Consider the following 18,251-nt stretch of genomic DNA (forward strand, 5'->3'; position numbering starts at 1 on the left):
AAAGTATATCACCGCCGTGCCCGGCGAGGATACCAAAACTGTTGAATCAGCCGGTGTATAACCAGTGGATATTCTTGCGACGTTTTGACCTGGTCGAAATTATAGCAGGATAAAGGCCGGGGGTCGCTTACGCGCCCCCCGGCCAGCCACACCGCCCCGCAGAGCGGGTCGGGGCTTTTCAATAGGTGGTCGGAATTTCAACTTTTTGCTGTGGCAGGTGGTCAGTATCAGCAAATCCAGAGAGAAAACCGCCATGTTCCGCCTTTTCACAAGGTGGCTGTCACAGGTGGTTTTCCGGAATTTCACGGGAGTCAGTGCGGGGGTCATTTTTTACCCCCTGGGGGCAAGTCGGGGGTCAGTTTTTCCTCTGTCCTTACAGCCGCCGCAAAATCGGCGGGTCAAGGCGGGGATATTTGCGAATTTCAGGAGGAGCATCATGCCGAGAGAGAAATCAAGTCCTCACCGCAAATCTCTCCCTGAGACACAACAACTCGTCAAAGAGATGTGTCCTCGAGACAACTACCGTACACAAAACGAGTTCATCGAGAAGGCCATCCGGTTCTACGCCGGCTACGTCTCCGGTCAGGATACCACCGCTTATCTCCCGCCCGCACTGGCGTCCGTCCTGCGCGGTACGGTTCAGGATACGGAGAACCGCGTCTGTCGTCTGCTCTTCAAGCTGGCGGTTGATCTGGACATGATGATGAATGTGCTGGCGGCAGGAATGGAGATTCCCGATGAACAGCTCAAGGCGCTGCGGGGACGGTGCGGCCAAGACGTGAAAAAAACCAGCGGCAACATTTCGCTGGACGACGCTGTCCGTTACCAAAGAGGTGGTCTGTGATCACCCGTACCCTGTTCAAATTCTGCGCCGCAAAACAAAGAATAAAAGTCCTCGAAAAAAGTAGTAGCTATTCCCCGCGAAGTGTGGTATGTGTTGGTGTTGCAGAATCGGAGAAATGAGATGATACTCATGGCAAAGCGCAGACCATCCGGCGACGGTATGGTTCGCAAGCGGGACGACGGTCGGTGGGAAGGACGCATCGTGGTAGGCCACAAGGAAAACGGCGACTCCATCTTCCGCTACGTCTACGCTCCCACGCAGAAGGAACTGTCCGCAAAGCTCCGCCAGCACATCGACAGCTACCAGGGTGCTGACCTGACAGAGCAAAGCAGGATGATGCTCTCGGAGTGGCTGGACCAGTGGCTGAGGAGCACGGCAGATACACTGCGGCCCAACACGCTGCGGAACTACCGCAGCTACATCGAGAACCACATCAGGCCTGCCCTGGGCGATAAGCAGCTGGCCCGGATCACACCGAAGGATGTGCAACGGTTCTACGAGAAGCTGAGTGATCGTCTGGCCAGCGGTACAGTACGCCGCATCCACACCACGCTCCACGGTGCGCTGAAGGCGGCACAGCAGGCGCACCTGATCGCCAGCAACCCGACCGAGCAAATCACCGCTCCCAGATTCAGCTATGGGGCAAAGCAGATACTGACGGACGAGCAGCTGGATGTGTTCATGAAGGTCATCGCAGAGGATGAAATCTGGTGTGACTTCTTCTACACTGAGCTGACCACTGGCCTGCGCCGGGGTGAGATCTGCGGGCTCAAGTGGGAAGACTTCGATGAGGTCACCGGCACACTGAAAGTCTGCCGCACCGTCTATCGGGAAACTGGCGGCGGGCTGACTGCCGGGGATACCAAGACTAACGCCGGCACTCGGAAAATCGTGCTGCCCGCCAGTACAACAGCTCTGCTCAGTAAGAAGAAAGCATCGGCTCTGACTGAGTGGATATTCCCCAACCCGCTGAAACCGGAACAGCCCACTAATCCTGGCTCCGCATACCGACAGCTGAAGGTTCTGCTGAAGCAGGCCGGCCTTCCGAACATTCGCTTCCACGACTTGCGGCACACCTTCGCCACTCACGCTCTGGCGTCGGGCGTGGACGTGAAAACCTTGTCCGGCATCCTGGGCCATACTAGAGCGGCATTCACGCTGGACACCTACACCCACACCACCGGCGATATGCAGAAACGAGCCTCGGAAGTTGTAGGTGATTTTCTGACAGACATTTTCGGAGAGGAGTTGAGACCGTGGGAAGAAAGCGCAAAAGCGGCGAAGGAACCATCCGACTGAGAAAGGATGGGCGCTGGGAGGGCCGGGTAGTCATTAGCTACGATGATAAGGGCCTGCCCAAGACAAAAAATGTGCTGGCCATGACCAAGACGGAGTGCGTGGCGAAACTGGAATCGCTGAAAGAGTCCGTGACTCCTGCAACCGCCGTTAAGATCAGGGCGGATATGCCCTTCGGCGAGTGGATGGAATTCTGGTATGAAAACTACAGCAAGCCAATGCTTCGCCCCAGTTCCCAGCGATCCTATGAGGACTTTATCTGGCTCTACATCTGCCCCAGATTAGGTAGTGTTCCTCTGAGCAGGTTAACGATGAATGACCTCCAGCGGTTCTTCAACTGGATGCGAAAGGATGGACGTACGCTGCATAGAGAAACCAGAGGCGGTGGTCTCTCGGACAATATGGTGCGCAACTGTCACAGTCTCTGCCGCAGGGCGTTGGAAAAAGCTGTGGCAGAGCGATTGATCGTAAAGAATCCAATTGAGGAATGCAAGGCTCCGCCAATCAGACGGCAGGAGATGCAGCTGCTCACCAGGGAGGAGTTGCAAAGACTGCTCATCCAGGCCAAGGATGAAGGTTACTACGAGGTATTCCTTCTAGAGTTGACCACTGGCCTTCGTGTGGGAGAACTGATGGCGCTCCAGTGGGATGATCTAAATCTTAAAACCGGGGAACTGCGGATTGAGCGGCAGGTCTATCGAACCAAAGAGGAACTGCTGATCCAGGAGCCAAAGACCAAGGCATCTATCCGAACAGTGATTCTTCCCCCGCCTGTGGTCGAGGCGCTAAAGGAGTACAAGAAAACCGTCTCCTCCCGGTGGATGTTCCCCTCTCCCAAAAAGGAGGACGCTCCACTGGCTCCAGCAGCCGCCAGCCACAGGCTGAGTAAAATCCTATCGCATGCTGGATGCAAAAAGGTTCGGTTCCACGATCTGCGCCATGTATTCGCCACTAACGCTCTGGAGCATGGGATGGATGTGAAGACCCTGTCCACCATCATCGGGCACGTCTCCAGTGCCACTACGCTGAATCTCTACGCACACGTCACTGATGATATGCAGAAGCAGGCCGCCGCTAAAATCGACCGAGGTATTGGTAAAGTAGAGATTTCCGCAGAGAATCCCCAAGCGGTAGCCAGCCGCACCCTGACAGACTTCAAACCCAAGCGGGGCAAGCGCCGCTACTGGGGCAGCGGATACTTGGGTCAGACCAAAAGTGGGCGCTGGAACGGAAGGTACACGGTGACCTGGCCCGATGGGACAAAGCGCACCCGAGACATCTACGCTGATACGGCGGAAGAATGCGAAAAACTGCTGGCAGTAATGATAACCGAGATGAAAACGGAGGTGGCCGCTGAAAAGGAGCGGCTGAGGGCAGAGAATAGAGCAAGCTGAGAACTGCGGCCCACCGGGACACCCCCGGTGGGCCAGTTTTTCTCTGTCTGTGGGCAAATATGTGGTCAAGGAGTTCCCGGCCGTACAAAGCAAGCAGAAATTGTCACGAGAATGGCAGGTCTGAAACAGATAATGGAGATTTTCAAGGCCATAAATCAGCCCTTATCCTCAGAGCAGCATGTGCGCTGGTACAAACAAAGAAAAGACCATGGCCGGATTTTGCTGTCAGAGTGCTTCCTCATACAGCTCCGGCCGGGAGAGATAGTGGTCGATGAGCGCCGCCGCGCCGCCCAAGGCGTCCAAGTCCGTCAGGGACCGGGTGTTGTAGGCAATTTCCATGGGCTGGCTCAGGGACAGATAGCGGAACGAGGAGAGCTGCTGGCGTATCCTCTGGTCAAAAAACTCGTCCGCCACGGCGTAGTCCCCCACGAAGACTACCTTCTCCGGGCTGAATACCAGCGACACGTTCCGCAAAAGGGCGGCGAACCGGTCCGCCATATAGGCCACGTATTTCCGGGCGTAGGCGTCCTCCTGCCGGGAGGAGGCGAAGAGGTGCCGCAGCTCCACCGCCTCCGCCGGAAGGCGGGACAGGGGAGAGCTCTCCGGCGGAGGGTCCCCGGCGATCATCTTCCGCACCCGGGCAACGGACACCAGCCGTTCTGCGCAGCCCCGGCTGCCGCAGCTGCAAAGCTCCGGGTCGTTCTGGTCCAGGATCATATGGCCGATCTCGCCCACCAGGGAGTTCCGCCCGTTCAGAATGCGCCCGTCCTGAATCAGCGCCCCGGAGAGTCCCCAGGAGGTGAACAGAACCAGAATGGACCGGTTTGGGTCCTCCTGCTCGTTGAGTATGGCCCGGCTGATGGATTTTCCGGCGTTCTCCTCGGACAGCGCCGGGCCGGGACCGAAGATGCCCCGGAGATAATCGCCAATTGGAACGTTCGCCCCCCAGTTGGGCGTGTGGACGCTGTATTTCAGCGTCAGATGGTCATAGTCCACGATGCCGGAGGAGGACAGGCTGACGCCATACAGCTCCTCCCGGTCGACCCCGGCCCGGGCCAGCAGCGCCAGGGCGCTGTTCTCGATGATGCGGAACGCCTCCTCGGGCGTGTCCGGGATGATCCAGGCCAGATGGGAGCTGTCTACCTTGTTCATGCGCATGTCGAACAGCGTCAGGCCCAGGTCCTCCGGCCACATGCGGATAGTCAGCAGGTACTTCCCGCAGGAAAAGCGGAAGTACTCCGGTTTCTTCCCCCCCAGCTCCGTGGAATCCCCTTTGCCGGAGCTGGCCAGAATCCCCTTTCCGCAAAAAAACTGGATGGCCTTCATCACCGTCAGTTTGCTGATGCCGGTGCGGGCCACCACGTCCGCCACCGAGTGGGGCCGGTTGTCCCGGAAGCAGGAGAGCACCATTTTCCGGTTTTGTATCTTTAAATTCGAGGGCAGCGCGGGGACAGGTTCGCCTCCGCGCTCCTTCGTTCTCTGGGCAGCCGCCTTCTCCATAGTTGCCCCTCCTTGTTGACTTGGTTCGATTATAACACAGCCTAATTTCAATTTCAACACGGGGATAGATAGGTTATCTTATTGCCAAACCAAAGGGCCCTCCAGTGGCGGAGCCAGGAAAAACTATCATCTCTTACAAAATGATGGTCACCTTCAAGGCGCTCTGCACAAAAATTGGCGGACCGCTATGGTTTCTGTTGACATTTTGCCAAGCATCTATTACACTAAAGAACAAGGTCGGGCGGTAAATTTTTTTAACCTAAGTTAGTAAATTTAATCGCCTAACATACCAAAATTTTTGATTGGAGGAAAAGGTACATGAAAAAGAAAGTCTTTGCGCTCCTTCTGGCAGCCGTGATGCTGCTCTCCCTGGCCGCCTGCGGCGGCGGCTCCGGTTCCGGCTCTGGTTCCGGCTCTGGTGACGACGGCTCCGGCGGGAGCTCCGACAGCGGCAAGACCGTGCTGAACCTCTGGGCCTTCACCGACGAGGTGCCCAAGATGGTCGACAAGTTCCTGGCCAATAACCCGGACTTTGCCGAAAAGTATGAGGTCAAAACCACCATTATCGCCACCACCGACGGCGCCTACCAGCCCGCCCTGGACCAGGCCCTGGCCGGCGGCGGCTCCGACGCCCCGGATATGTACTGCGCCGAGGCCGCGTTCGTCATGAAGTACACCCAGGGCGACGCCGCCCACTATGCCGCCCCCTATGAGGACCTGGGCATTGACGTAGCCGGGGATATCCAGGCCGCCGACATCGCCCAGTACTCCGTGGACATCGGCACCCGGCCCGACGACGGCAAGGTGGTGGGCCTGGGCTATCAGGCCACCGGCGGCGCGTTCATCTACCGCCGCTCCATCGCCAAGGAGGTCTTCGGCACCGACGATCCCGACACCATCGGAGCGGCTATCGGCGCGGGCTCCAATGGCTGGGATAAATTCTACGAGGCCGCCGAGACCCTCAAGGGCAAGGGCTACGGCATCATCTCCAGCGACGGCGACCTGTGGCACGCCGTGGAAAACAGCTCTGAGCAGGGCTGGATTGTGGACGGCAAGCTGAACATCGACCCCAAACGGGAGGCGTTCCTGGACCTGTCCAAGGAGCTTAAGGACAACAACTACCACAATGACACCCAGGACTGGCAGGACGCCTGGTTCGCCGACATGAAGGGCGAAGGGGACAAGGGCATCTTCGGCTTCTTCGGCCCCGCCTGGCTCATCAACTACACCATCGCCCCCAACTGCGGCGGCTCCGCCGTGGGCGAGGGAACCTATGGCGACTGGGCGGTCTGCGCGCCTCCCGTGGGCTTCTTCTGGGGCGGCACCTGGCTGATGGCCAGCAACAACTCCGCCAACAAAGAGGCCGTGGGCGAAATTATCCGCTGGATCACCCTGGACTGCTCCGAGACCGGCCTCCAGTACATGTGGGCCAACGGAACGCTGAACGGCGAGGGCGGCACCAAGGACTGCGTGGCCTCCGGCACGGTCATGGAGATGAGCGACGGCTCCTTGGATTTCCTGGGCGGACAGAACATGTTCGACGCCTTTGTCCCCGCCAACCAGTACGCCAACGGAAAATGCCTGACCCAGTACGATGAAACCATCAACACCAAGTGGCGGGATCAGGTCCGGCAGTATACCTCCGGCACCAAGACCCGGGATCAGGCCATCAAGGACTTCAAGCAGGACGTGGCCGACAACCTGGACGTGACGGTGGATCTGGGCTAAGCCGATTTCTGGGCCGGTGGCCCAGACCATCTCGGGGCGGGCTCCGAGATGATGAGAGACTGCTTCCAGGCGAAAGGGGCCCGGAACGGGCCCCTTTCGCTCCGTTCTTCCTCCCCGGCCATGCCCGGCCAATCTGATTTCAAGGAGCTGAGATTTCATGAAGCAGCGAAAAGGCTTCAGCTACGCGAGGTACGGCTATTTGTTCAGCCTGCCCTTCATCGTGGCCTTCTGCGTCTTCTCCCTGTATCCCACCATTTACACCGCCCTCCTGGGCTTCACGGACTGCAAGGGCCTGGGAAACACGACCTGGCACTTCCTGACGGACGAGCCGTTCAAGAACTTTGTCAGCGTCCTTCAGAACCCCTCTTTTATTAAATCCCTGGGCAACACCGTGAAGCTCTGGATTATGAATTTTATCCCCCAGATTACCTTGGCCCTGCTGCTGACGGCCTGGTTCACCAGCCACCGCCACAAGCTGGCCGGTCAGGGCTTCTTCAAGGTCGTTTTCTATATGCCCAACATCATCACGGCGGCCTCCGTGGCCATTTTGTTCAACGCCCTCTTCGGCTATCCCACCGGCCCGGTAAACGATCTTCTTTTGACCACGGGAGTACTGAGCACGCCCTTCAACTTCTCCATCAATGCGACGGCGGCCCAGCTCATCGTGGCCTTTATCCAGTTCTGGATGTGGTACGGCTACACCATGATTATCCTGATCTCCGGCGTCCTGGGCATCAGCCCCGAGATTTACGAGGCGGCGGAGATCGACGGGGCCAACGACGTGCAGCTGTTCTTCCAGATCACCATTCCCAACCTGAAAACCATCCTGCTCTACACCCTGATCACCAGCATGATCGGCGGACTGAACATGTACGACATTCCCAAGCTGTTCCTGCTGGGCGGGCCGGACAACGCGACCCTGACCACCAGCGTGTTTATCTACAACCAGGCGTTCAGCGGGAGCTATCTCTACAACCGGGCCGCCGCGGCCAGCATGATTATGTTCCTCATCATCGCGGTGTTTTCCGGCGTGATTTTCCTGCTGATGCGGGACAAGGACGAGGGGAGGTAACCGGATATGAAACACGCGAAGCACTCCAACGGAAGGGCCTTCAAGATCGTGGCCTATACCGTGTGCGTCCTGCTGACCATCCTCAGCCTGATGCCCTTTATCATCATGCTGATCAACTCCACCCGCAGCACCTATGAGATTCAGCAGCACGCCATTTCCCTGGTGCCCTCCACCTACCTGATGAGCAACCTGAGCGTGCTGCTGGGCAAGACCTTCAATCCCATCCGGGGCTTCATAAACTCCATGATCATTTCCGTGGGCTCCACGGCCTGCACGGTGTATTTCTCCGCCCTCACTGCCTATGCCCTGGTAGCCTACCAGTGGAAGGGGCGCAAGACCTTTTTCACCGTCATCATGTGCGTGATGATGATCCCCGCCCAGGTCACCAGCATCGGCTTCTACCAGTTCATGTACCAGATCCACATGACCAACAACTTCCTGGCGCTGATCCTCCCCTCCATTGCCGCTCCGGCCACGGTGTTCTTCATGCGGCAGTTCATGCTGTCCTCTTTGCCTCTGGAGCTGCTGGACTCGGCCCGGATCGACGGCTCCGGGGAATTCAACACCTTCAACCGCATCGCGCTGCCCATCATGAAGCCGGCCATGGCCACCCAGGCCATCTTCTGCTTCGTCTCCAGCTGGAACAGCCTCTTCCTGCCCACCATCCTGCTGACGGACAACAGTAAATACACCATGCCGATTATGGTGGGCCTCCTTCGGGGCGATATTTATAAGACGGAGCACGGCGCGATCTATTTGGGCCTGACCCTGACAATCCTGCCCCTGTTTATCGTGTACTTCGCCCTGTCCAAGTACATCATCGCCGGCGTGGCCCTGGGCGGCGTGAAGGGCTGAGCCTATGGCGGACACGCGTAAGGCCGGGCCGGAGGAGGGAAGCCCCCTCCGGGCCTCCCTGGGCCAGGTCCTCCGCACCCTGGGGGACCTGATCGTCCTCAACTGGCTCTGCGTCCTCTGCGCCCTGCCGGTGGTTACCGCCGGGCCCGCCCTGTGCGCGCTGTACTATGTCACCTTGAAGCTGGCCCGGGGGGAGGAGGTCCGCACCCTGCGGGGCTTCCTGGACGCCTTCCGGGCCAACTTCAAGCGGGGCGCGGCCCTGGGCCTGCTGGTGCTGGCCCTGGGGGCTGTGGCGGCGGGGGACGCCTTTTTTGCCCTCCGGCAGGAGGGGGCCCTCCGGGTGCTGTTCCTGACCGTCGCCACCATCGTGGCGGTGATTGCCCTGACCCTGCTGTGCTATGTGTTCCCTCTCCAGGCCAGGTTCCAGAACACCTGGAAAGGGCAGGTGAAGAACGCCTTTGCCCTGGCTTTCTGCTCCCCGGGGCGGACGCTGCTGCTGTGGCTGATCGCCCTTTTGCCCGTCGCCGTCCCGCTGTTTCTGCCCCCGGTGATCATGCGGATGCTGGGCTTTGTGTATTTCATCGCGGGGGCCTCCGGCCCGGCGTGGCTGGCCTCCCGGGTGCTGTGGAGAATCTTCCGCCGGGTGCTCCCGGCGGAGGACGGAGAACCAAACTGAACCCAAAGGAGAATTGCTTATGGATCGAGAAACCGCGCGTCGGCGGGCCGAGGCTCTGGTGGCGCAGATGAGCCTGGAGGAAAAGGCCGGCCAGCTGAGCTATAGTGCGCCGCCTATTCCCCGCCTGGGGGTCCCCGCCTACAACTGGTGGAACGAGGCCCTTCACGGTGTGGCCCGGGCGGGCACCGCCACCAGCTTCCCCCAGGCCATCGGCCTGGCAGCCATGTTCGACGAGGAGCTGCTGGAAAAGCTGGGGGACGTGGCCGCCACCGAGGGCCGGGCCAAGTACAACGCCCTCTCCGCCCAGGACGACCGGGACATTTACAAGGGCCTGACCTTCTGGTCCCCCAACGTCAACATCTTCCGGGACCCCCGCTGGGGCCGGGGGCACGAGACTTACGGCGAGGACCCCTTCCTCACCGCCCAACTGGGCAAAGCCTACGTCCGGGGCCTCCAGGGCAGCGGCGAGACTATGAAAGCCGCCGCCTGCGCCAAGCATTTCGCCGTCCACAGCGGGCCGGAGAGCCTGCGGCACAAGTTTAACGCCGTGGCCTCCCCCAAGGACATGGAGGAAACCTACCTCCCCGCCTTCGAGGCCTGCGTCAAGGACGCCGGGGTGGAGGCCGTCATGGGGGCCTACAACCGTACCAACGGCGAGCCCTGCTGCGGCAGCGAGACGCTGCTGAAAGACATTCTCCGGGGCCGCTGGGGCTTCCAGGGCCATGTGGTCTCCGACTGCTGGGCCATCCGGGATTTCCACACCGGGCACATGGTCACGGAGAACACCGCCCAGTCCGTGGCCCTGGCGCTGAAAAACGGCTGTGACCTGAACTGCGGCGACTGCTACCGCTGTTTGCTCCTGGCCCTGCGGGAGGGGCTGATCTCCGAGGAGGATATTACAATTGCCGCCGAGCGGCTCTTTACCACCCGGTATCTCCTGGGCGTCCTGGGGGAGGGGAGCGAGTACGACTCCATCCCCTATGAGGCGGTGGAGTGCCCGGAGCATTTGGCCCTGGCCCACAAGGCTGCCCTGGAGTCCTGCGTGCTGCTGAAAAACAACGGGCTTTTGCCCCTGAACCCGGAGACCGTGGGCACCGTCGGGGTCATCGGTCCCAACGCCAACAGCCGGGCGGCTCTGGTGGGGAACTACCACGGCACCGCCTCCCGCTATGTCACCGTCTTGGAGGGCATCCAGGACGCCATGGAAGGCCGCGGCCGGGTGCTGTACGCCGAGGGCTGCCACCTCTGGCGGGACCGGGTGGAGCCCCTGGCACAGGCCAGCGACCGCATGGCGGAGGCCATGGCGGTGGTGAAGCACAGCGACGTGGTGGTCCTGGTCCTGGGCCTGGACGAGACTCTGGAGGGCGAACAGCCCGACGAGGGCAACGCCGCCGGTTCCGGTGACAAGGAAGACCTGCTCCTGCCTTCGCCCCAGCGGATGCTGCTGCGGCATGTGCTGGCGGCGGGGAAGCCCACGCTGGTGGTCCTTTTGGCGGGAAGCGCCATCGACCTCAGCGAGGCCGAGACCCAAGCGGACGCCATTCTCCTGGGCTGGTATCCCGGTGCCGGGGGAGGCCGGGCCATTGCGGACCTGATTTTCGGCAAAGCGTCTCCCTCCGGCAAGCTGCCCGTGACCTTCTATCGGGACGGGGCCCTGGAGGAGCTGCCCGCCTTTACCGACTACGCCATGACCAACCGGACCTACCGCTACTACCGGGGCGAGCCCCTGTATCCCTTCGGCTACGGCCTGACCTACGGCAACGCGGCGGTCACCGCCGTCACCGCCGGGGAGGCCTCCGCCCGGGTCACAGTGGAGAACCGGGGCGGGCGGGCCGCCCAGGAGGTGGTACAGCTCTATTTGAAGGACGAGGCGTCCCCCGACGCGCCGCCCAATCCCATCCTCTGCGGCTTCCGGCGGATCGAGCTGGGGGCGGGGGAGACGAGGACAGTGGACATTCCCATAGAGCCCTCGGCCTTCACCGTGGTCAACGCCGCCGGAGAGCGGATTCCCGGCAGCGGGGCCTGGACCCTGTACGCGGGCCTGGGCCAGCCGGACGCCCGCACCGCCCGGCTGACGGGAAAGACCGCAGTCAGCACTTCTATCCGCCGGACATAAGGAGAAACGACATGCTGTATATTGGAATCGACCTGGGCACCTCCGCCGTCAAGCTGCTGCTGATGGACGAGGAGGGACAAATCCAAAACATCGTCTCCCGGGAATACCCGCTGTCTTTTCCCAAGCCTGGCTGGTCCGAGCAGAACCCGGCGGACTGGCTGGAAGCGGTGGTGACTGGCATCCGGGAGTTGACGGCGGACTGCGATAAGACCCGGATTGCGGCCATCGGCTGCGGCGGGCAGATGCACGGGCTGGTGGCCCTGGACGGGGAGGACCGGGTCCTCCGCCCCGCCATTCTCTGGAACGACGGCCGCACCGCTCAGGAGGTGGACTACCTCAACAAGATCGTGGGCCGGGAAAAAATCAGCCGGTATACCGCCAACATCGCCTTCGCGGGCTTCACGGCCCCTAAGCTCCTCTGGATGCGGAAGAACGAGCCGGAGCTGTTCGCCAGAATCGACAAGGTGATGCTGCCCAAGGACTACATCAACTACTGCCTCACCGGAGTTCACTGCACCGATGTCTCCGACGCCTCGGGGATGCTCCTCTTCGACGTGGAGCACAAGTGCTGGAGCCCGGAGATGCTGGAGCTGTGCGGCCTGCGGGAGTCCCAGATGGCGAAGGCCTTCGAGAGCTATGAGGCCGTGGGCACCCTCAAGCCGGACATGGCGAGGGCCCTGGGCCTGGCGGAAACGACGGTGGTCTGCGCCGGGGCGGGGGACAACGCCGCCGCCGCCGTGGGCACGGGCACCGTGGGTGACGGGGGCTGCAACATCAGCCTGGGCACCTCCGGGACCATCTTTATCTCCAGCAAAACCTTCGGCGTGGACCCCAACAACGCCCTCCACTCCTTCGCCCACGCCGACGGCGGATACCACCTCATGGGCTGCATGCTCTCCGCCGCCAGCTGCAACAAGTGGTGGATGGAGGATATTTTAAAGACCCCGGACTACGCCGGGGAACAGGCGGCGATTACCCCGGAAAAGCTGGGGCGGAACCGCGTGTTTTTCCTCCCCTACCTCATGGGGGAGCGAAGCCCCATCAACGACACCGGCGCCCGGGGCTGCTTGATTGGCATGACCATGGACACCACCCGGGCGGACCTGCTCCAGGCGGTGCTGGAGGGCGTGGCCTTCGCCATCCGGGACAGCTTTGAGGTGGCCCGGAGCCTGGGCGTGGAGATTCCCCGCTCCAACATCTGCGGCGGGGGCAGCAAGTCCGGGCTCTGGCGGACCATCATGGCCAATGTCCTGGGCATCCCCCTGGACATCGTGGCCACAGAGCAGGGACCCGGCTACGGCGGGGCCATGCTGGCCATGGTGGCGGCGGGGCGGTTCCCCTCCGTCCAGGCGGCGGCGGACGCACTGGTGCGCGTTGCCGGCACCGTGGAGCCGGAGGCGAAGCTGACCGCCCTCTATGAGGAGCGGTACCGGCAGTTCCAAAAAATATACCCCGCCTGCAAGGCGCTGTTCCCCCAGCTTCTTTAAAGGAGGAACCCCATGAAGATTGAATCTGTTTACAGCCCCGCCTTCCGGGCCTACGGCCAGGTGCTCACCGGCTATGACACGGAAAAGCTGCTCTGGGCCATGGAGGCCATCCCCCTGCCGAAGGAGGGCACGGCCTATGAGCCGTCCATCGCCGCCTTGGAAGGCTGCGATATCTTCCGGCGGCTCCAGGACCACGCCTACGGCGGGATGCCGGTACAAATCGGCATGTGCTGGGGGCGCAATACCAAGCTCAACTGCCTGGAGTACCACCGGGACAGCGAGGTCAACATCGGATCGTCGGACTTCATTCTCCTGCTGGCGAAACAGGAGGAACTGGTGGACGGCCGGCTGGATACCGCCTGTGTCCGGGCCTTCCGGGTCCCCGCCGGGGCGGTGGTGGAGGTCTACGCCACGACGCTGCACTACGCCCCCTGCCATGTGGATGGGGCAAAGGGCTTCCGGGTGGCGGTGGCGCTGCCCAGGGGCACCAATGAGGCCAGGCCTGTCCTCACGCCGCTGAACGCGGAGGATGACCGCCTGTGGGCGAAAAATAAATGGCTGCTGGCGCACCCGGACTCCGGCGAGGCCGGACAGGGGGCCTGGGTGGGCCTGATAGGTGAGAACATTGATATCAAAAACGATCTTTGAAAAGGAGGAAGATTCTATGCAATTGACCAATATTCCCGAGGTAAAGCTGGGCCTCGTCGCCGTTTCCCGGGACTGCTTTCCCGTCGCCCTGAGCGAGAAGCGCCGGGCCGCCGTCAAGGCCGCTTGTTCCGGCGGGCTGTACGAGTGCCCTGTCACGGTGGAAAACGAGCAGGGAATGCTGAAAGCCGTGGAGGACGTGAAAGCCCATGGCTGCAACGCCCTGGTGGTGTTCTTGGGCAACTTCGGCCCCGAGACGCCGGAGACGCTGATTGCCCGGAATTTTGACGGCCCCTGCATGTTTGTGGCCGCCGCCGAGGGGGACGGGGACCTGATCAACGGACGGGGCGACGCCTACTGCGGAATGCTGAACTGCTCCTATAACCTGGGGATGCGGCATCTCAAGGGCTATATTCCCGAGTACCCCGTGGGCACGGCGGAGGATCTCGCCGGAATGATCGCCGGATTTGTCCCCATCGCCCGGGCCGTTATCGGCGTGCGCAATCTGAAAATCATCACCTTCGGCCCCCGGCCTCAGGATTTCTTTGCCTGCAACGCCCCTATCAAGGGCCTGTATGAGCTGGGCGTAGAGGTGGAGGAGAACTCCGAGCTGGACCTGCTGGTGAGCTATAAAGAGCACGCCGGTGATCCCCGCATCCCGGCGGTCTGCGCGGAAATGGCCGCTGAGATGGGCGAGGGGCGCTACTACCCCGATCTGGGCGAGCGGATGGCCCAGTTCGAGCTGACGCTGCTGGACTGGGCGGAGAAACATAAGGGGGCCCGGAAGTACGTGGCCTTCGCGGACAAGTGCTGGCCCGCGTTTCCCAGCCAGTTCGGCTTTGAGCCCTGCTATGTGAACTCCCGTCTGGTGAGCCGGGGCATCCCGGTTGCCTGTGAGGTGGACATCTACGGCGCGCTCAGTGAGTACATCGGCATGTGCGTTTCCGGGGACACGGTGACTCTGCTGGACATCAACAACTCCGTCCCCGCCCAGTTGTGGGCGGAGCAGATCAAGGGTAAGTTTGACTATCGGCTGACGGATACCTTCATGGGCTTCCACTGCGGCAACACCCCCGCCTGCAAGCTGTGCGCGGACCGGGCCGTCAAGTATCAGCTCATTCAGAACCGTCTGCTGGAGAACGGCGGCGAGCCGGACTTCACCCGGGGCACCCTGGAGGGCGACATCGCCGCCAGCGATATCACCTTCTACCGCCTCCAGTGCGACAGCGACGGCGTGCTCCGGTCCTACATCGCCCAGGGCGAGGTGCTGCCGGTGGCCACGGGCAGCTTTGGCGGCATCGGCGTGTTCGCTATTCCCGAGATGGGCCGGTTTTACCGCCATGTGCTCATCCAGAAGCGCTATCCCCACCACGGGGCCGTGGCCTTCGGGCACTATGGCAAGGCGCTGTTCGAGGTGTTCAAGTTCCTTGGGATTCAGGATATCGCCTACAACCAGCCCAAGAGCCTGCCCTATCCCACGGAGAACCCATTTCAGTAAGTGTCATGCTTCCATTGCCCGTCAGGGCGCGTGAATCAAAACCATGGGCCGGTCTGCCGCTCCACTTCCACGGCGGCCGGCACCTAAAAAAGGAGGAAGACCGCGTCGGCCTGCGGTGCGGCAGTGTGGAGACCTGTCGTAAAGCCCCCTGACCGGGGCGAGGCGAAGGCGGCGGAGGCCCCTTCGCCAGGGCCGAGAGTTATGGCAAGTTTGAATCTGAAGGGCATCACCAAAATCTATCCCCACAGCGGCGGACAGAAAAAAAGCAAGAAGAAGGCCGGGGACCCCGAGAAGAAAGTCAACCTCCAGGTAACCGCCGAGGGCGTCATTGCCGTTCAGGAGTTCAATCTGGACATCAAGGACAAGGAGTTTATCGTTCTCGTCGGCCCCTCCGGCTGCGGCAAGTCCACTACCCTGCGGATGGTGGCGGGTCTGGAGGAAATTTCCGGCGGCGAGCTGTATATCGACGGAAAGCTCATGAACGACGTGGAGCCCAAAAACCGGGACATCGCCATGGTGTTTCAGAGCTACGCCCTCTATCCCCACATGACGGTGTACGAGAACATGGCCTTCCCCCTGAAGCTGCGGAAGACGGACAAGGCGGAAATTGACCGCCGGGTCAAGGAGGCGGCGGAGACCCTGGACATCACCCAGTACCTGGACCGCAAGCCCAAGGCCCTCTCCGGCGGCCAGCGCCAGCGGGTGGCCATTGGCCGGGCCATCGTCCGGGAGCCCAAGGTGCTCCTCATGGACGAACCCCTCTCCAACCTGGACGCCAAGCTCCGCAACCAGATGCGCGCCGAGATCATCAAGCTGCGCCAGAAAATCAATACGACCTTTATCTATGTCACCCACGACCAAACGGAGGCCATGACCCTGGGCGACCGGATCGTCATCATGAAGGACGGCTTCATCCAGCAGATCGGCACCCCCCAGGAGGTCTTCGACCATCCGGCGAACCTGTTTGTGGCGGGCTTCATCGGCATGCCCCAGATGAACTTCTTCGACGCCAAGCTCCTCTGCGAGGGCGGCAAATACTTCGTCAGCGTAGGCGGCTGCAAGGTGGAGCTGTCCGGCGACAAGCAGAAGAACCTGGCGGCGAAAAAGGTATCCGCCCAGGCCATTACCCTGGGCGTCCGGCCCAGCCACATGGTGCTGGCCAAGCAGCCCGGCAACACCCTTGCCGCCAAGGTGGAGGTTTCGGAAATGATGGGCAGCGAGGTCCATTTCCACGCCAATGCCGAGGGCCGGGACGTGGTAGTGATTGTGCCCACCATGGACGCCACGGGAACCCACATCGACTCCTTCCGCGCCGGGGACCAGATGAACCTGACCTTCAGCGGCAACGTGTGCCATGTCTTCGGCCAGGACGGAAAGAACCTGGAGTTTTGACCATAGGGGCGCTTGACCGCCCACAGACGGTGTGATATACTCTGCTGTGTCAATGATTCCCCCAGGCTGGCTCTCGCCCGCCTGGGGGAACTGGCAAATTGCGTTTATCTATATAACGAAGAAGAAGCTTGATCCATGGGATTTCCAAAGGATTTTATTTGGGGCGCCGCTTCCGCCTCTTATCAGATTGAGGGCGCCGTGAGCGAGGACGGCCGGGGAGAAAGCATTTGGGACGTTTTCTCCCACACCCCTGGAAAGGTCAAATGGGGCGATACCGGCGACACGGCCGCCGACGCCTATCACCGCTGGCGGGACGACATCGCCATCATGAAGGAGATGGGCCTCCAGGCTTATCGATTCTCTATTGCCTGGCCCCGGGTAGACCCCAAAGGCGACGGGCATTGGAACCAGGCGGGGCTGCACTACTACAGTGAGTTGGTGGACGGCCTACTGGAGGAGGGAATCCAGCCCTGGGTGACTTTGTTCCATTGGGACCTTCCCCAGGCATTGCAGCGGCAGGGCGGCTGGCAGAACCCGGAGACCGCCCGGCGCTTTGAGGCCTACGCGGAGAAAATGGCGGAGCTGTTCCGGGGCCGGGTGCGCCGGTGGTTCACTTTTAACGAGCCCCAGTGCTTTATAGGAATGGGCTATGGGACGGGAGAACACGCCCCGGGCCTGCGGCTGGACGGCGACAGCCTCAGCGCCTGCTGGGAGACCTTCTGCCAGGCGCACTCTCTGGGACAGAAGGCTCTGCACCGGGCGGACGGCGGAAATCTGGTGGGTGTCGCCTCCACAGGGGCGGTCTGTTATCCCGCCAGTCAGGCTCCCGAAGACGTGGAGGCGGCCCGGCAGGGGACCTTTGCCCTTCCTCTGGGGCCCAGGACCTTCTCCCACACCCTGGCCCTGGACCCCCTGTGCCTGGGGGAGGGATACGAGAAGCCGGACTTCATCGGGCTCAACCTCTATCAGGGCGCACCCGTCCGCGCGGGAGAAAACGGGCCGGAGACGCTTCCCTTCCCGGCGGGCTTCCCCCGGACCGCCCTGGGCTGGCCCATCACCCCGGAGGCCCTGGAGTGGGGCCCGCGGTTTTTAGCGGAGCGCTACGGTCTGCCGCTGGTGGTCAGTGAAAACGGTCTGGCCTGTACGGACCGGGTCTTTCTGGACGGCGCCGTACACGATCCTCTGCGGATCGACTTCCTAACCCGGTATCTCCGGGCGCTGGAGCGCGCCATTGACCAGGGCACGGATGTCCGGGGGTATTTCCAGTGGTCCCTGACAGATAACTTCGAGTGGGCTGAGGGCTATGACCCCCGCTTTGGCCTGGCCTATGTGGATTACGCCACAGGGGACCGGATGCTGAAAGACAGCGGGCGGTGGTACCGGGAGGTCATTCGCTCCAACGGTGCGGACTTGTGAGAGGCTTGTATCAATCCCCCTGACAGATCCAAGCGAGGAATGTCCAGGGCGCAGTTCTTGGCTGTGGTGACCACATAGCCTTCCGTCTCCCTTCAGGGCAGGTCGGACACTCGTTCTCAATTTTTGATGAGCTGGAGCCAGGTCTGCTGGGCGGCGTCCTCCGCCCGGTTGGGGTCTCCCAAGACCCGGAGGGCCACCGCGTAGATTTTCTTTTCATGAGCCTCAAAGAGCCGCGTGAACCGCCGCTGGCCCTGTTTGGCCTCCAGCATGGCGAGGTAAATCGCAAGTATAAAAGGTCGCGTCCTTTATGTCCGACGACAGGTTCTCCGTCA

General features: G+C 61.5%; 15 protein-coding genes. 13 read left to right on the plus strand and 2 right to left on the minus strand.

Annotated elements, in window-relative coordinates; all coding sequences use genetic code 11:
• The first annotated feature begins 436 nt into the window (after window positions 1-436).
• The 3 genes from Q1M04_RS13535 to Q1M04_RS13545 all read left to right on the plus strand — a co-directional run bounded on the left by Q1M04_RS13535 (window position 437) and on the right by Q1M04_RS13545 (window position 3,534).
• Window positions 437-844, plus strand: coding sequence for a hypothetical protein (locus tag Q1M04_RS13535; RefSeq protein ID WP_300448218.1), 408 nt, complete (start codon window positions 437-439; stop codon window positions 842-844).
• Between the two features lie 129 nt (window positions 845-973).
• Window positions 974-2,143, plus strand: a complete 1,170-nt coding sequence (locus tag Q1M04_RS13540; RefSeq protein ID WP_300448220.1) for a site-specific integrase — start codon at window positions 974-976, stop codon at window positions 2,141-2,143.
• Entirely contained in the window at window positions 2,101-3,534 is a 1,434-nt protein-coding gene (locus tag Q1M04_RS13545) for a site-specific integrase (protein WP_300448223.1), read from the plus strand. The genes Q1M04_RS13540 and Q1M04_RS13545 overlap by 43 nt, the downstream gene beginning before the upstream one ends.
• Window positions 3,535-3,759: 225 nt before the next feature.
• Here Q1M04_RS13545 and Q1M04_RS13550 read toward each other — a convergent pair whose 3' ends face one another.
• Window positions 3,760-5,034, minus strand: coding sequence for an ROK family protein (locus Q1M04_RS13550; protein ID WP_300448226.1), 1,275 nt, complete (start codon window positions 5,032-5,034; stop codon window positions 3,760-3,762).
• A 318-nt stretch (window positions 5,035-5,352) separates the two neighbouring features.
• On the opposite strand from Q1M04_RS13550, the gene Q1M04_RS13555 reads away from it, so the two are divergent.
• The 10 genes from Q1M04_RS13555 (at window position 5,353) to Q1M04_RS13600 (ending at window position 17,919) form a co-directional block, all read left to right on the plus strand.
• Window positions 5,353-6,762 (plus strand): extracellular solute-binding protein, encoded by a 1,410-nt coding sequence (locus tag Q1M04_RS13555; RefSeq protein ID WP_300448229.1) that lies wholly within the window; start codon window positions 5,353-5,355, stop codon window positions 6,760-6,762.
• A gap of 157 nt (window positions 6,763-6,919) precedes the next feature.
• Window positions 6,920-7,834 carry a sugar ABC transporter permease gene (locus Q1M04_RS13560; RefSeq protein WP_300448232.1) on the plus strand — a complete coding sequence of 305 codons (915 nt, stop codon included), beginning with the start codon at window positions 6,920-6,922 and terminating at the stop codon, window positions 7,832-7,834.
• A 6-nt stretch (window positions 7,835-7,840) separates the two neighbouring features.
• A complete protein-coding gene (locus tag Q1M04_RS13565) occupies window positions 7,841-8,689 on the plus strand; it encodes a carbohydrate ABC transporter permease (protein ID WP_297301749.1) in 849 nt (282 codons plus the stop codon).
• Between the two features lie 4 nt (window positions 8,690-8,693).
• Complete coding sequence (locus Q1M04_RS13570) at window positions 8,694-9,365, plus strand: YesL family protein (protein ID WP_300448236.1); 672 nt, start codon at window positions 8,694-8,696, stop codon at window positions 9,363-9,365.
• A gap of 19 nt (window positions 9,366-9,384) precedes the next feature.
• Window positions 9,385-11,481, plus strand: coding sequence for a glycoside hydrolase family 3 C-terminal domain-containing protein (locus Q1M04_RS13575; RefSeq protein ID WP_300448239.1), 2,097 nt, complete (start codon window positions 9,385-9,387; stop codon window positions 11,479-11,481).
• 11 nt (window positions 11,482-11,492) lie between these two features.
• Window positions 11,493-12,968 (plus strand): xylulokinase, encoded by a 1,476-nt coding sequence (gene xylB / locus Q1M04_RS13580; protein ID WP_295757534.1) that lies wholly within the window; start codon window positions 11,493-11,495, stop codon window positions 12,966-12,968.
• A 12-nt stretch (window positions 12,969-12,980) separates the two neighbouring features.
• Window positions 12,981-13,616 carry a DUF4867 family protein gene (locus tag Q1M04_RS13585; protein WP_204790110.1) on the plus strand — a complete coding sequence of 212 codons (636 nt, stop codon included), beginning with the start codon at window positions 12,981-12,983 and terminating at the stop codon, window positions 13,614-13,616.
• A 16-nt stretch (window positions 13,617-13,632) separates the two neighbouring features.
• Window positions 13,633-15,111 carry a fucose isomerase gene (locus Q1M04_RS13590; protein WP_366140832.1) on the plus strand — a complete coding sequence of 493 codons (1,479 nt, stop codon included), beginning with the start codon at window positions 13,633-13,635 and terminating at the stop codon, window positions 15,109-15,111.
• A 201-nt stretch (window positions 15,112-15,312) separates the two neighbouring features.
• Window positions 15,313-16,503: a sn-glycerol-3-phosphate ABC transporter ATP-binding protein UgpC gene (gene ugpC / locus Q1M04_RS13595; protein WP_300448244.1), complete on the plus strand. Its 1,191-nt coding sequence runs from the start codon at window positions 15,313-15,315 to the stop codon at window positions 16,501-16,503.
• A 135-nt stretch (window positions 16,504-16,638) separates the two neighbouring features.
• Window positions 16,639-17,919: a glycoside hydrolase family 1 protein gene (locus tag Q1M04_RS13600; protein WP_300448247.1), complete on the plus strand. Its 1,281-nt coding sequence runs from the start codon at window positions 16,639-16,641 to the stop codon at window positions 17,917-17,919.
• A 116-nt stretch (window positions 17,920-18,035) separates the two neighbouring features.
• Here Q1M04_RS13600 and Q1M04_RS13605 read toward each other — a convergent pair whose 3' ends face one another.
• Window positions 18,036-18,188: an RNA polymerase sigma factor gene (locus Q1M04_RS13605; RefSeq protein ID WP_300448250.1), complete on the minus strand. Its 153-nt coding sequence runs from the start codon at window positions 18,186-18,188 to the stop codon at window positions 18,036-18,038.
• Between the last annotated feature and the right edge of the window lie 63 nt (window positions 18,189-18,251).

The sequence above is a fragment of the uncultured Oscillibacter sp. genome (genome assembly GCF_950073225.1).
In the GTDB taxonomy this organism is placed as follows: Bacteria; Bacillota; Clostridia; order Oscillospirales; family Oscillospiraceae; genus Oscillibacter.

Coding starts and splice junctions, on each gene's coding strand:
- Q1M04_RS13555 (WP_300448229.1), top strand. CDS start 5,353: ATGAAAAAGAAAGTCTTTGCGCTCCTTCTGGCAGCCGTGATGCTGCTC.
- Q1M04_RS13550 (WP_300448226.1), bottom strand. CDS start 5,034: ATGGAGAAGGCGGCTGCCCAGAGAACGAAGGAGCGCGGAGGCGAACCT.
- Q1M04_RS13600 (WP_300448247.1), top strand. CDS start 16,639: ATGGGATTTCCAAAGGATTTTATTTGGGGCGCCGCTTCCGCCTCTTAT.
- Q1M04_RS13535 (WP_300448218.1), top strand. CDS start 437: ATGCCGAGAGAGAAATCAAGTCCTCACCGCAAATCTCTCCCTGAGACA.
- Q1M04_RS13565 (WP_297301749.1), top strand. CDS start 7,841: ATGAAACACGCGAAGCACTCCAACGGAAGGGCCTTCAAGATCGTGGCC.
- Q1M04_RS13605 (WP_300448250.1), bottom strand. CDS start 18,188: ATGCTGGAGGCCAAACAGGGCCAGCGGCGGTTCACGCGGCTCTTTGAG.
- Q1M04_RS13570 (WP_300448236.1), top strand. CDS start 8,694: ATGGCGGACACGCGTAAGGCCGGGCCGGAGGAGGGAAGCCCCCTCCGG.
- Q1M04_RS13585 (WP_204790110.1), top strand. CDS start 12,981: ATGAAGATTGAATCTGTTTACAGCCCCGCCTTCCGGGCCTACGGCCAG.
- Q1M04_RS13590 (WP_366140832.1), top strand. CDS start 13,633: ATGCAATTGACCAATATTCCCGAGGTAAAGCTGGGCCTCGTCGCCGTT.
- Q1M04_RS13540 (WP_300448220.1), top strand. CDS start 974: ATGGCAAAGCGCAGACCATCCGGCGACGGTATGGTTCGCAAGCGGGAC.
- Q1M04_RS13560 (WP_300448232.1), top strand. CDS start 6,920: ATGAAGCAGCGAAAAGGCTTCAGCTACGCGAGGTACGGCTATTTGTTC.
- Q1M04_RS13575 (WP_300448239.1), top strand. CDS start 9,385: ATGGATCGAGAAACCGCGCGTCGGCGGGCCGAGGCTCTGGTGGCGCAG.
- ugpC (WP_300448244.1), top strand. CDS start 15,313: ATGGCAAGTTTGAATCTGAAGGGCATCACCAAAATCTATCCCCACAGC.
- xylB (WP_295757534.1), top strand. CDS start 11,493: ATGCTGTATATTGGAATCGACCTGGGCACCTCCGCCGTCAAGCTGCTG.